The following is a 13,959-nucleotide window of genomic DNA, read 5'->3' on the forward strand; positions in this document are numbered from 1 at the left end:
CCAAATACCCGAGAGCTTCGGCAGCCGGTGCAAGATCGCAACGCGTCCCGCCGCCTTTTGACGCGAGAAATGCTTCGCGACGGCGAAATACTCAGAATTATCTCTGTCGAGTGACGCTTTTTCACTCGAGACAGGCCTGAGCCGAGCCCAAGCGTCCATGACCACTATTGATCCAGCAGAACGACTCTCATCGAATGGCGCGAGGCTGGCCTTCTTCGATGGACGCCCAGTTAGAAGGCGCGGACGATGCCAACCTGCGAGCGGAAATAGTCATAGGTTTCACTACTGGTGATGGGCTGGTTGGTATAGGTCAACGATGCGCTAATCCCCCAGCCCCGCCGGTCGGTCGGGCTTGTCACGCGAAGATCGAGATAGCGGGATGAGCGCCAATCGGACCGGGAATCTTGCTGCGCGCCCCAGCCAACCGCACCTCGATACTGCCAGCCGCCCGAAAAACGACGCAGCTGGATGACAGGCAGGATCTCGACATGCCAATCGGGCGAAAAATAATCGGCTTCATTGGGAACGCTGTTATGCGAGTAGCGAGTTCTCAGCTGCGCACTCAGTCCCCAGTCCGGCTTGATGACCTGGATGAAATTGGCCCGTGCGTGGGTGCGCACGTTTGTCCCGTCGAAACCTTGAAGGCCTCCAAGGATCGTCAGTTGGAAGTGATCGCCTAGCGGGAAATCTATGGCCGCCCCGCCAAAGGTCGCAAAGAGGCGCTGCGAGACGCCCAGTGGGGTCTCAAGCTGATCTCGCTCGACAAAGGCTTCAATCCGCAAGGGTGCATCGTTGTGGACCGAGGCCGCTCCCAAGACAGTGTGTCCATCGCTGCCCACTTGGGCGTTCAGCTGCCAATCCGCGATGGGCTTGGCGACCTGAAGATAGACCCGCTCGCTCTCGCCGCCATCTGACCCAGCCGGGTCGAACCGGACCTTTTCGAGCCTGAGGCCCGCGAAATCCTTGGACGACCGGTAATGCGGCGCCACAAGAAGACCGCTTCTCAGGACCTCGGTCCCGTCCGCATCGCTCGAATAGGTGACGTCTCCCCCGACGGCGAAGGACGCATTCCGTTCCTCCTCGCCTTCCTCGAACGAAGCGCCAAGCGCAGCGACTATAAGCCACAGCTCGATCATTTGGTCCCCCAATTCTTCTTCCGGCCCAGGATCTCGGACACATAGCCCCACAAGGAAACGGGCTGCATGAGGACCGCATAGAACAAAATGTACAACACCAGCGCACCGTAATGACGGCGAACCTTCATGCCTTGCTCACGGAACATTCGATTCTGGATACGGAAGATGACCAGGTTCCAGAACGCTGCGAGGGGCAGCGTCAGGAGCGTCATCGGTCCCGCGATCCAATAGTAGCCGAACAGCGCTGCCACGACGCCGGGGATAAAGACGATCGTGAAAACAGCATCCATCGGCAGAAACAGCATGTTCCACCAGATGAACATCGTCGAAAGGCGACGTTTGACGAGGAGCTTCTGCTGGTGCTGGAACGCCTCGATCAGTCCCCGCGCCCAACGCCGCCGTTGATGTGCAAACTGGCGGTAGGTGGTCGGCGCGTTGGTAAACGCAATCGCGTCCTCGGCGTAGCCGGTGCGCCACCCCTTCTCGAGCAACGCCCAAGTGAGAACGATGTCTTCACCAACGGTCTCGGGCCACCCCCCGACCTCGAGAAGCGCATCCCTGTGGTAGATGCTGAAGGCACCCTGGGCGACCAGCGTGCCGTGGTAGAGCGATTGCATGCGTTTGACGGCGGCAATCCCGTGGAAATAGTCCCATTCCTGAAGCCCCGCCATCAATGACGCGCGTGAATTGCCGACAAGAATTGCGCCTGCAACCGCGCGGGTGTTTTCGGGGTCGGACAAGAGGCGTTCGACCAAGCGGGTCAGACTGTCGGACCGCAGTCGTGTATCCGCATCAATGGTCACAATCAGATCGTGGACCGCCGCTTCAAGCCCGGCGTTGAGAACGGCGGCTTTCCCACGGTTCTGCGCGTAATCCAGAACCCGCACTTTTATGTTGTTCGGAAATGAGAGTAATGCACATGCGGCCTCCGCTGCAGCGGCCGTCCCATCGGTAGAACCATCGTTGAGGACGAGGACCTCAACATCACCAGGATAGGTTTCCTTCGCGATACTAGCCAAGGTGCCGCCGATCGTCGCTTCCTCTTGATACGCAGCGACGAGAATCGAGAGGCCGGGATATGTCTCGGGTGTTCTGCGCTTGGGTCGCTTGTCCGACAGAAGCGAGACGATGAGAAACGCGTTCATGAAACCCGGCACATAGGCGATGAAAACAAGGCAGAGGAGCGCGATCGGATAGGTAACCAGCGCAGCCAATTCACTCAGCCAATACTGAGAAATCCAAATGCTGAAAAACATCCAAGCCGCGGCAATCGAGGTTGCGAGCATGAACTTAGCGGGTACGGAAATGTATAGCCGCCGACGGTCGGATCGACCGTCGGACAACCCTTGGCCCTCGCTTTGGTTAACGAGGACAACTCTTTCGTTGGGAGCCGATTTGGCAGCCCATCTTACATTCATTTCGACGCTTTCAGATTCTTTCGCTCGCAGCCGTTAAGCCATTCAAGCGGTAGACGAAATGGTTAAAAAAGCCGTTACCAATCACCCTAGGGTTTCCACAACCCTTTGGCTCCACGGTTGTCTCTACGGACGCCTTGGAGATCAACACGTGATGCGGCGAATTTTCTCCGATCTTATCGATTGGGTGCTGATGGCGAGTTTCTTTGGCGTTCAGGTCGCCATCTTTCATTTTGGCCTGCCCCAATAGATGTCATTCGATCGCTAGCAACCGCGTCTGAGATCGGCGTCGCCCCCACCAGATGGCACTGTGCAGCGGCTTCCTGAAGCGCGCGCGATCCAACTTCGCATCCTATCTCCGCCAGCAGTAGCTAGGCCTATTCTCACGAAATGGGCCGGGTTCATCGATGGATTGCCCTCTGCCGAACCGGTTCGTGCCAAGCGATCGACGCTGGCCGGCTCCAACTTGATTTCTCGGTCGCGCAGCTAAGAGGTGGTGACATCGGCCGTTGCTTCTAATCGCGTTCGGCCCAGGCCGAACTGAAGGGTCGGGCACTTTTGGTGTTCCCGATCAGCGCGCTCGGCATTAATTTCGGCCTCTCGAGACCGTCCTTTAAGAAGAGAAAGGACGGCTCATGCTTCGTCAGATTGTTTACACAAGCTTGGTCACATGCCCGTTGACTCCCGCGGCGATCGAATTGCTACTCTTGAAGGCGCGTCGCGCCAATGCGTTGTCTGATGTGACCGGCCTCCTCATCCATTCAAACTCGCGATTTCTTCAAATCCTCGAAGGCCCCAATGACGCAGTCGTTGCGCTCTACGCGAAGATTGAAGAAGATAAGCGTCATCATTCGCTGCGTCTTATCGATGATCGACACACTGCATTCAGAGCATATCCTGATTGGCAGATGGCCTTCGAGGACAACCCCAACCCCAACACCAATGACGTCGTTTTGAAATCGTTGATCCGTATGATGAACCATATCCCGATCGACAAAGTAGCTTAAGTCGGGCGGCTAACAGCAGTAAATTGTTCTCGTTCGAGCTTCGACGGACAGTGCGCCTGGCCTTGTCCCGGGCCAAATCGTCCCGTCCCCGCTGCCCTTAGCGAACTGGTGCCCATCCTCAGCAAGCCAGCCTCCTTGGGCCCGGCCTGTTCGAGCAGTTGTTAACTCCGGATACCTGATCGACCGCGGTCCTCACGTCGCAACTAATCGCATGAATATGCGCGTGGCCTTTCATAGGTCCGCTTGTAGGGCGTCTCGGTAGGGCTGTCTTCGCCGTTATCCGCAAGCATAGCCCCACCATACGCAGAGGGTCTCAAGCTCGACGCTCACTCCGCTGCACCGCTGAGATGTTAGCCGGCCTTCGCAAATCCAGATGAGTCAATCATGAGGCCCTGACACACGACGGTGTCTCGTCCGTTTCGTTTCCCGCGATAAAGCGCCTCGTCAGCCTTGCGCAGCACGTCAGTGGGAGATGCATCATCCCAACTTGCCGCCAACCCAATGGTTACGGTTGTTGAGAACGATTGCGCCTCATCGTCGTAGAAGACCAAATTGGAGATCTCCTCACGCAGCCACTCGCAAAAGTGAAACACATGCTGCTGATCCCCACCCTCAAAAATGACACCAAACTCTTCGCCCCCGAGACGAGCAAAAAAGCGACGATCGGTATGGTATTTTTTCAGCACGTCCGCCGAACGGGCCAGTACACGGTCTCCCACCGCATGCCCAAACGTGTCGTTGATAGACTTGAAATGATCGAAATCGATGATCGCGACCGAAAGAGGTTTTTTCTGGAGAAGTGATGGCTTGATTGCCCGCATGAACGCGCGTCGATTGGGCAACTGTGTCAACGAATCCGTATGGGCGAGCTCAGTCGCAGAAATCTGCTCCAGCTTGGTCTTGGTCGTATCGCGGAGGGATACGACGTAGCTTATCTCGGCTTCCCTCTCCTCGCGGATAGAACAGACGCGAAACTCCAACCATCTGGTCTCCAATCCTTCGTCGATCCGGATTTCCCTCATCACCGTATGACCGTGTGCAGCCGCCGCTTCATTAAGCGCGATCTGAATTGGCTGGAAAAACTCTTGGGGAAAGGCGGTCCGAATATTCCCCGGTTTCCCTTGCCCCTCTCTCTCGCTGAAAAGGTCAGACGAAGAGTAGAAGGTGATATTCTGCTCTGCGTCCAAGGTCAGAAACACGTCATCGGAATACTCGGAAATGACACGATAGAGCGCCTCCCGACGGCGCACCTGGCCCAGAAGTCCATCGCGCTGATAGAGGATCACCGCCAAAGGCACCGTCACGATTGAAAGCGTCGCCAGGTAGAACTGGACGTATAGCGACCTTGCCACTGGCCCGAGATCCAAGCCGGCGAACGCATTGTGCGGAAGGAAGTTCGCTGTGATTGCAACAACGGCCACCGCAATGGACCCGACCGCGGCCCCCGCTCGATCGACACGAAAGGTCAGAACGGCCAACGCAATCAGCGGCAAGAAGAGAAGAGGCACCACTTCCTGATAGAATGATACCATGCTGATCAGCGCCAGCGCCGCGACAAGCGCCACGACATCGTTCCGAAATAGCTTAGCGCGCAGGTCGGCGTCCTGTGGCTTCGATCGAGCGAAGATGATGGCGATCGGCATGGAGATGATCGTTCCCAGGCCGTGGCCAGCCAGCCATTGGAAGCTATGGAGCCCCCAAGCCCCGTCGACGAGCCAATGGACCACGAAGCCCGCAGGTACACTCAGGGCGAGCGGACCAATCAGCCCTGCGATAACCAGCATCGAAAGAAAGCCGGGAATGCTCTCGAGATAATCGCCTTGAGGACGGTGGACCCGAAGAAGGGTGGCGATGAGTGCGGCTTCGGCGAGATTCAGAACCGCCAGCGGAAAGGCACCCTTCAATCCGAACCCGAAGATGGTTGTCGCAATAGCACTCAGAATCCCGAAGCTTAGGACGATCGGCCACCATTTCTTGAAGGGCAGATTTCGTAAATTTGCGGCAATAAGGCCCGTGCCCAGCCACACCAAGGCCAACCCTCCGCCATAGCGTGTGGTGAAGATAGTCAGCGCGGTCACCACAAAGAAGGCGACAAAAAACCCAATCTGTCGCGGGTGCAGCAGGGCGCTAAATTTGGACGATTTGAGCATGTCCCATCGCTGTGGACCGTCACGGTTACCTTTTGAAGGTACCGCACCTAGGTGAGAGCACTTAGGGGGCTTGATCTCGATCAACTCACCTTTTTAGGTCATCGATCATATTGACCGGATTTCAGGTCTTTTCAGCCCCGGCGGTGGCCTCGCCTCCAAACCGCTTACCTCGAGCGTCCCGTGAATGGATCGGAGGTCACGGCGGTAACAGCTTCTTCTGAGGTTGCTGTCTAACGTCCATCGATTAGCTATTCGGGAGGCTGAATAACGGCCTTTTCACCGATCGGCCGCTGCCAGCATCGCACCTTTTCTTCATTGTTCGCGCAGACGGTCGTCCTTGATGGTACGCGAAAGGAAAGACCGGTGCTTCGACGGATCAAGACCACGAGTGACGCAAGGAGCGAACTTGGACTTGCTGTACGGGTTCACACTAGGTCTGAAGGTAGCCCCTTCTTAGTAAACTGTGATTAACGGTTCCGTGATGCGCTTCCTGTCGCACGCCTCACTCGGCCTAGACGATCACTCGCCGTATGGGCGGCTGCTCTTGCGGCAGCGTTTCGTGGCCATCAAAAAACAGTTTCCTTGGGTATACGGCGTGCTTCTTTCGAGCCTAATCGGGCTCGAAGTTGCGCTTCGCAGCAGCGGCTATTCGGGTTTTAGCCCCGGTCCGCTCGTTCTCGCAATCTTTGCTCTGCGGGCACTGTATTGGAAGCAAATTGGGGGCCACGTCCCCGACTCTCAAATTCGCGCTGCCCTCCAGCGCACTTTCCTCGTCGCCCTCGCGGTCACCGGCCTATTTTCGGCTTGGTCGCTCTTTGCCCTACTTACTCTGCCCGAAGCTCTGACGCGCATCGTCCTGTTATTCGCTAGCACAACAGCGGTAGGTATCTGCGCTGCAATGGTCTATTTTCCTCCGGTCGCGCAGGTCCCCATCTACCTGATCCTCGCGCCGATGATCGCCGCTCAGCTCATTCCCAGAGATGGCATCAGCCTCGCGGTTGGGCTCAGTTTGCTCGTGCTCTGCTTCCTCATTGCCCGGATCATTCGGGCCCACGACAAGTCCTTCGTCCGATTGGTGCGGACGCGATACAACGTTCAGATTGAACGCTCCCGCGCAATCGCATCCGAGAACACTGCCCTGCGTGAGAAGACCAAAATCGCTGAGATCGCGAACATCGACCCGCTTACCCGCCTTTGTAACCGGCGCGGATTTATCGCGGCACTGCAAGCTACCACCGAAGCGCGGCAACCCTATGCTGTGTCAATCCTTGATCTTGATGGGTTCAAGCCGATCAATGACACTTTCGGTCACCCGGCCGGCGACGCGCTGCTGGTCGAAGTGGGGCGCCGACTGCGCGAGGTGGTGGGCGCTGATGGGTGCGTCGGTCGATTGGGCGGCGACGAGTTCGCCATCCTGCACCACGGTTCGACCTGTGCCGATCTGCTTGCGATCACCCAGAACGCGGTGCGGGCGATCGAGGCTCCATGCTGGACCGAGGGACGGGCCATGAACGTGTCGGCCTGTGCCGGCGTGGCCGGAGCTGAACCAGGAGCGCAAGGCTCCGACACGATGCGACAAGCCGATCTTGCGCTCTATCTCGCCAAATCGAATGGACGTGGCGAAGTCGAGGCATTCTCGGACGAAATGCGGAGTGACGTCGAGCGCCGGACCCTGATTGAGCAGGCGCTCCGCGAACCGACGGCCGCTGACCAGATTGAGATTGTCTTCCAGCCCGTCTTCAAGCTCGACACCCTCGAACTTCGCTCGTTCGAAGCGCTCGCCCGCTGGCGCCATTCAGAATTGGGTTGGATATCCCCGGCCGAGTTCATTCCTATCGCCGAACAGCTCGGCGTTATCGAACGGCTTAGCGACACGCTCCTCTCTCGCGCCTGTGACGCCGCCCGCCATTGGCCCGATCGGGTGCGCCTGTCATTCAACTTGAGCCCTGTCGAGATCTGCCGTCCCAATGCGGCCGAGCGTATCCTGAAAATCTTGGCCGCCCACGGGCTTGCGCAGGAGCGCTTCCAGGTCGAAGTTACCGAGACCGCGCTAATGCGCGACATCCCTTCGGCACAGCGCTGTCTCACAACACTTCGAAAATCCGGTGTTCGGGTCGCGCTGGACGATTTCGGGGCAGGTTATGCGGCTATCTCTTATCTGCGCGAGATGCGCTTTGATCTAATCAAAATCGACGGGTCGCTCATTCGGCCGATCGGAGAGGAGCCCCACTCGATCGAGCTAGTCAGAGGAGTGATCGCGCTCTGTGAGGCAATTGGGCAGCAATGTGTGGCCGAGCATATGGAAACTGAACACCAGCTCGCGATCCTACGTCAACTCGGATGTCGGTTCGGTCAGGGTTATGCTCTCCAGCGTGAGCTTAGCGCTCGCGATGCGCTCGCCCTTGCCTCAGCAAGCATGCTCGCCTTGCCCGAGCGGGATGAATGGGGATCTGATCGAGATCGCCAACGTAAAGCGTCTTAAGCATATAGCGCTCCGCATGGTCGGCTGCCGCCCATAAGCCCGAAAGGGCAGCTATACCGTCGGATCTGCAGAACCGAAGCATAGCGATGGTTTGGCGAGCCCTGCGATTATTTAGATATGACTGAGTATTCCCCGCCGCGGGTGGCGACCCTCACCCTACCGCAGCAACGGCCAACTCCCCCGCGTCATAAGGCGTCGACGTCTGTTCAAAGAGCCGCCGGAGCTTGCTTGGGTTTGTTACGCAGGCGTTTCTTGCGCGAGCAGGACGGCCCCACCTGAGACAATCGGGCTCAAAACCGGACCAAGCTTGATGAAGGCAAGGCTCATCAGCATCGGGGTGTAAACACCGAAGGTATCAATCCCGAGGATCGAACGCGTAAGCAGGACGACGCAGGTCCCGAAGGGCAGGGTCAGGATACGCTCCTGACCCTTGAGCTTCCAAGCCGCCGTTGATGACAGGGCGACGGTTGGCTAGGCTCCCCTTCCTGTAGCTGTCACGCGGAAGGGATCGAGCGATGAAAACGCCCCTATGTCTGTCGGCCCTGGCCGCGCAACTCCTCTGGGTTCCCGCCGCGCAGGCCGATCCTGGCTACCGGGTGTTCAGCGCGATCCGCGGCGATGGTGGCGAAACGCTCGACTTTGCGATCTTGTACACGACCAAGTCGCGATGGAGCGATGGCGGCGAGACGCAGCTGCGCCGCGAACTCAAGACGCTGTACCCCGACGCCTACATCTCATCGCGCGCGGTAGCGCAGCCCGAATGCTATGTCTTCTCCTCGCGCGACGAGCCGACCGGACGGAGCACTTTCAACGTCAACGCGGGGCACGGGTCGCTCGACGATGCCAAGGCCGCCGCCAAGCGCTTTGCCGATTCCGACTACAAAATCATCGAGGTCGAGTGCGTCGGTGCGCCGAGCGGCAGCAACGACTGGCGCCTGAAGCTCTCCAGCGGCCGCTACGTCACCAATGCCACCCCGGCGGAGAGGCCGACCCGCGCCGAGGGGGCCGGCGGCGGCAGTTTCGAGAATTTCATGCGCGACGCCATCGAGGAACCGGTCATGACCGCCCGCGTGCAGCGCTACCCGTGCCGCGATGGCGGCAGCGCGACCGTCGAAGACAAGGGCCGCGGGCTGGTCCAGATCACCCACGACAACGGCACGCTGCTGCGCTTCCACACGCGCCAGCTGTTCCGCGGGGAGGCCGGCGGCGCGGCGGTCAGCAGCCGGCTCGACGCGCTCGTCGCCGGCGTGTGCCAACCCAAGGCCGGGCCCTCGATCATCGACCGGATCACCACGTTCATGAAGTCGTGGGTCCGGCGCGACTACGACCGCTGCGTCGAGCGGGGTGGCAAGCCGCTCCAGTGCCGCAAGGAAGCGGAATTCACCCTGACGGCGGCGATCGGCACGCGCGGTTGACGTGCCCGCCCGCTTGATGCGGGCGACCATCGGCAAGGAGGACCGCGCAGCGCGCCATCCGGGCGCGATCGCCCCCGCCCTCTCCAACGATCGCTCGCCAGCGCCGCCCCCGCGCCGCGGTGACCGCCGGTCCAGCGCGAAGCAGGACGCGCGGGCGCTCGATCATCACCGGCGCGCGGCGGCCTGCGGCGAGCGGGTTTATCGCCGCGTGCGCTTGGCCGAGGCGATTCCCGCGACGTCGGTGCGGAAGATCTCGTTCGTGCACAGCGCCCCGGTCGACGAACGCGCGCCGTAGAACTTGACGAGGTCGCGGTGCCACGGGACTTCGCGACCCGGCGTGCTTTCGACCCACACGGTGCGTCCCGGGTTGAGGTGCCACGACCCCTCGGTCGTGCCCGTCCGGGTGGGCATCGAATAGCGATAGTGGACCACCCCCGAACAATCGTTGCGGAACTTGAACCGCATCCGTCCCGACGCCGAATCATAGGCGATCTCGACCAGCACCACGCAGCCCGCGGCCGGGCGGTAGCAGCCGTTGCGCTTCTGCAGGCCGGCATGCTCCTCCCAAGTCAGCGGGGGATAGCTGCCGCGAATGACGGTCTTCGCCTTGCCTTCCAGATGGTTGAGCCCCGAGCCCTCCCCGCCGCTCGCGCCATCGCCCGAGGGCGACTGGCCGCCACCGGGGCCGGCCCCGCCGCCGTTGCCCGATCCATTGGCGGCGAACTGGTCGCCCGGCCCGCCCCCGGCGTTGGGCCCCGAGCCATTGCCGTTGCCCGCGCCGGGCGCACAGTCGCCGTGCTGCTTGACGTAGAAGGGGTCGTCGCCGGTCTCGATCATGCAGTTGCGCAGCTCGGGCATGGTGAAGTTGAGCGTCATCTGCTTGTGCGGCTGGCGGCCTGAACCGCCCCCGGCGCGCTGCTGGCGCCGCATGGCCTGGCGCTGCTGCGCGCTCATCGGGGCGTTGCCGGCCGACACCGCGCTGGCGGCGGCACGCTGGCGCGCCTCGGCCTCGCGGACCGCAGCCTGTGCGGCCGCAAGTTCGGCCTGCCGCCGCGCCAGTTCGTTCTCGAATTCACGCTGGTCGACCAGCGCCTGACCGAGCCGCTCCCCCGCCTCGAGCGCACTGTCGGTCATGGCCATCGCGATGGGATCACCGCTCTGCCGCGCCAGCTCGCGCATCCGACGGGCATATTCCTCGGCGGGGTCGACCTGCGGCGGTGTGCTGGCGCCGCCCCCCGCCATGCCGCTGCCCCCGAGCGCCGAGAGCGTGGAGGGCGCGGTGGCCGCGAGCCGCTGCTCGAGGCTGTTCACCGAGCGCTGCGCCTGCTGGAAGCTTTCGGGCGTGCCTTTCTCGGCAGCCATGCCGATCTCGCCCATGGTCGAGGCGAACTGGCCGAGCTGCTCGGCCTCCAGTCCCATTTCCGCGCCGATCGCCGCGCCCGCGGCGATCCCGACGATGGCGCCGAGGAAGCCATTGCTCTTCTTCTTCTGCGCGAGCCGCTCCTGTTCGGCGCGGCGACGGCGTTCCTCGGCCAGTCGCGCCTGACGCTGACGCTCGGCCTCGGCTGCGGCGCGCTGCTGCGCAAGCTCGGCGTAAAGCTGACTCGGCGTGACCCCCGCGAGACTGGTGTGCCGCGGATCGGCCCCGGCATCGAGCAGCGTCTCCGCCAGCGCGTCATTCTCCGCCCGGATCGCGGCGAACAGCGGCGTCTCGCCCTTGGGGTCGGCGATATTGGGGTTGGCGCCCGATGCCAGCAGCCAGTCGGTCAGCGCCGCATCGCCCTGCGACACCGCGCGGGCCAGAAGGGTTCGCCCGCTGTTCGGGAAAGGAACGTCGACGTCGGCGCCATATTCGACCAAGCGCTTTGCCGCGTCATGATGCCCTTCGTTGATCGCATAGTGCAGCGGCAGCGTGCCATCGCGATCGGCCATGTCGAGGTCGGCCCCCGCGCGCGCGAGCAGCTCGATCGCATCGCCATGCCCGGCGACCGCCGCAAAATGAAGCGCGCTGACGCCATTGTTGCCGGAGGACCGGGCCGACACGTCGGCGCCCGCGTCGAGGAGCGCGCGCATCGCGCCGAGACGGTTGCGTTTGGCCGCCGACATCAGCGCATCGGAGCCGGCGTCATTGGCAAACCGAGGATCGGCGCCGCCCGCCAGCAACGCATCGACTACCGCATCATGATTTTCGATGATGGCGACCTGCAGGGCGGTCCAGCCCGGCTCACCGTTGGAGCGGACATCGGGGCTCGCCCCCTGCTCGAGGAGGCGGCGGACGCTGTCGGCATTGCCCGCCTTGGCCGCGTGGAGCAGCGCCAGGCGGAGCTGTTCGGTGCCGACCTCCCCGCCACCGCTCGCGAGAAGCGCGGCGAGGACATCGGGCGTGCGCGCTGCGACCTCGCTCAGCGCGGAGGCATCGAGCGGCTTGCCCGCGGCCTGGAAGGCAGTGAGCGCGGCGACCACTTCGGGCGCCTCGCGCCCGTGCTGGGCCGCATGCTTGGTCCGCTCGAGCAGTTCGCGCTCGATGCCGCGCCGGGCGTTGGCGCCCGCGTTGCGCGCCAGATAGTCCGCGCCCGCCTTGGCGCCGGCATCGTCGAGCGCGCCGATAACATGGCCGAAGTCGCAGACCCCCGCGCGCCGTTCGCAGGCCGCGAGGAAGGGATCGAGGGCGCTGCTGGCGGCGCCGACATCCGACAGTTCGCGCGCGCCAAGGGCATAGGTGGTGCCCATGCAACCCGCGTCGAGCCCGGCGTCGCAGAGCGCCTGCATCTGGCTGCGAACCGCCGCGCCCCGCGCCGGGGACGCGCTGGCGAGCACGTTGAAATAGCAGCCGGGGGCAAAGCCGCTGGCGCAAGACTGCGCGAACAGTTCCGCCGCCTCGTCGGGGTCGGGCTTACCGACGATGCCGTGACGCGTCCACAGTCCCTGCGCCAGGCAGGACAGGCCATCGCCCGAGCGACAGGCGGCGCGCAGGCTCGACAAGGCCTTCTTTGCCGTGACATGCTCGCCCGCCCGGACCTCGGCCGCGCGTTCGCAGGCCTTGGCCTCCCCCGCGTCGCAGGCGGCGGTGAGCGCATCGATCGTCTCGAAAACCGACAGGCCGAAGAGGTTCTGCGCATCGTTGCGCGCCTCGACCAGCGACTGTGCCGATGCCGGCGCGGCCATCGCTGCCAGCGTCACGAGCAATCCGGCAATCGCTGCCGTGACGCGGGCCTGCAGGCGATGGAGGCGGGAAACACCCGCGAGACGATCGTGCACTGAAATACCCCCCCGACTCTAACCGTTCGACCCGCCTAGCATAGACCCAGGCAATGTTAAACATCGGTTATCAAGCTGGATTGCCGCGCGGGGTAAATCGGCGGGTGACAAGTCGGCATCTCTTGGCTAGCGATGGATGGGTCACAGCAAATGGGGGGCTTTCATGAAGAACACGACCACCATGATTGTCATCGGCAGCGCCATCGCGCTGTCGGCGTGCGCCGCCAAGCCGGTCAACATGACGGTGGGGGCCGTCGTCGCCGAGCCCGAGCGGGCCGCGCCGCTGAGCGAGCGGATCACGGTCGCGCAGGTCGAGGGCGGCAAGAAGACGACGCACACCTCGCAGGTCTCCAACGAGGCGTTCGCGGAAGCGCTGCGCCAGTCGCTCGCCAACAACGGCCTGCTCGCCCCGGGCGCGGGCGACCTGATACTGACCGCCGAGGTCCTGCGGATCCGCAAGCCGATCGGGGGCTTCAACATGAAGGTCGCTTCCGAGGTCCGCTACCAGCTCACCGACGCGAAGACGGGCGAGCTCCTGATGGATGAACTTGTCGAGGCCGATTACACCGCGAGCTTCGGCTCCGCGCTGATCGGCGAAAAACGGCTGAGCAAGGCGATGGAAGGGGCCATCCGCGCCAATATCATCTCCTTCATGCACCGCCTCGTCGATCAGCTCGGATCCGAATCCGGGGCGGGCGATGGCCTCCAGATCAGCCTTACCATCGTGCCCGACGCGGCACCGGTCGCTCGTCTCTAGGCAAGGGGGATAGCGATCGCCGAGAAGCATCGCCGCCGCCTTAAAGCGTCGGCGATGCTTAATCGGATATCACGCAGAAGCTTCGCAAAGCTGACGTTGATGTTGCAGAAATGCGTGACCAAGGCACCTTAACGTCGTGCCATTTTTCTGGCGAACCCAACTCGGCGTGTATCGCTGGCCTAAACGGCCCAGACGATTGATGGCCGCCTTGATCGCACCGCGATGGAATAGCGACTGCGATCAAGCCCGTCTTATGCCCCTGCTAGCCAAAGCAGATCGCGGTTTAGAGTATCCGCCTCGCGCGCCTTCGGTTATGGGCTCCTGATCTCGGAGCTGATG

General features: G+C 62.1%; 10 protein-coding genes. 4 read left to right on the forward strand and 6 right to left on the reverse strand.

Annotated elements, in window-relative coordinates; translation table 11 throughout:
* Nucleotides 1–230: 230 nt before the first annotated feature.
* The 3 genes from L8951_RS01150 to L8951_RS01160 form a co-directional block, all read right to left on the reverse strand.
* A complete protein-coding gene (locus tag L8951_RS01150; protein ID WP_244381167.1) occupies nt 231–1,136 on the reverse strand; it encodes a hypothetical protein in 906 nt (301 codons plus the stop codon).
* Complete coding sequence (locus tag L8951_RS01155) at nt 1,133–2,392, reverse strand: glycosyltransferase family 2 protein (protein WP_244381168.1); 1,260 nt, start codon at nt 2,390–2,392, stop codon at nt 1,133–1,135. The genes L8951_RS01150 and L8951_RS01155 overlap by 4 nt, the downstream gene beginning before the upstream one ends.
* 172 nt (nt 2,393–2,564) lie before the next feature.
* Nucleotides 2,565–2,783 carry a hypothetical protein gene (locus L8951_RS01160; protein WP_244381169.1) on the reverse strand — a complete coding sequence of 73 codons (219 nt, stop codon included), beginning with the start codon at nt 2,781–2,783 and terminating at the stop codon, nt 2,565–2,567.
* Between the two features lie 403 nt (nt 2,784–3,186).
* Here L8951_RS01160 and L8951_RS01165 point away from each other — a divergent pair, with 403 nt between their 5' ends.
* A complete protein-coding gene (locus L8951_RS01165) occupies nt 3,187–3,558 on the forward strand; it encodes a BLUF domain-containing protein (protein WP_244381170.1) in 372 nt (123 codons plus the stop codon).
* A gap of 350 nt (nt 3,559–3,908) precedes the next feature.
* Here the strand turns inward: L8951_RS01165 and L8951_RS01170 are convergent, their stop codons facing one another.
* Nucleotides 3,909–5,708 carry a GGDEF domain-containing protein gene (locus L8951_RS01170; protein WP_244381171.1) on the reverse strand — a complete coding sequence of 600 codons (1,800 nt, stop codon included), beginning with the start codon at nt 5,706–5,708 and terminating at the stop codon, nt 3,909–3,911.
* 481 nt (nt 5,709–6,189) lie between these two features.
* Between L8951_RS01170 and L8951_RS01175 the strand changes: the two genes are divergently transcribed.
* Entirely contained in the window at nt 6,190–8,190 is a 2,001-nt protein-coding gene (locus L8951_RS01175; protein WP_244381172.1) for a putative bifunctional diguanylate cyclase/phosphodiesterase, read from the forward strand.
* 237 nt (nt 8,191–8,427) lie between these two features.
* On the opposite strand, the gene L8951_RS11680 is transcribed toward L8951_RS01175, so the two are convergent.
* The gene (locus tag L8951_RS11680) at nt 8,428–8,649 is read right to left on the reverse strand and encodes a 7TM domain-containing protein (protein ID WP_425262469.1); all 222 of its coding nucleotides are present in this window, start codon (nt 8,647–8,649) and stop codon (nt 8,428–8,430) included.
* A 56-nt stretch (nt 8,650–8,705) separates the two neighbouring features.
* Between L8951_RS11680 and L8951_RS01180 the strand changes: the two genes are divergently transcribed.
* The gene (locus tag L8951_RS01180) at nt 8,706–9,605 is read left to right on the forward strand and encodes a hypothetical protein (protein ID WP_244381173.1); all 900 of its coding nucleotides are present in this window, start codon (nt 8,706–8,708) and stop codon (nt 9,603–9,605) included.
* Nucleotides 9,606–9,803: 198 nt separating this feature from the next.
* Here L8951_RS01180 and L8951_RS01185 read toward each other — a convergent pair whose 3' ends face one another.
* Nucleotides 9,804–12,863 carry an ankyrin repeat domain-containing protein gene (locus tag L8951_RS01185; protein WP_244381174.1) on the reverse strand — a complete coding sequence of 1,020 codons (3,060 nt, stop codon included), beginning with the start codon at nt 12,861–12,863 and terminating at the stop codon, nt 9,804–9,806.
* A 163-nt stretch (nt 12,864–13,026) separates the two neighbouring features.
* Here L8951_RS01185 and L8951_RS01190 point away from each other — a divergent pair, with 163 nt between their 5' ends.
* Nucleotides 13,027–13,620 carry a hypothetical protein gene (locus tag L8951_RS01190; RefSeq protein WP_244381175.1) on the forward strand — a complete coding sequence of 198 codons (594 nt, stop codon included), beginning with the start codon at nt 13,027–13,029 and terminating at the stop codon, nt 13,618–13,620.
* Nucleotides 13,621–13,959 lie beyond the last annotated feature (339 nt).

The organism is Sphingomicrobium astaxanthinifaciens, assembly GCF_022865105.1.
Classification (GTDB): domain Bacteria; phylum Pseudomonadota; class Alphaproteobacteria; order Sphingomonadales; family Sphingomonadaceae; genus Sphingomicrobium; species Sphingomicrobium astaxanthinifaciens.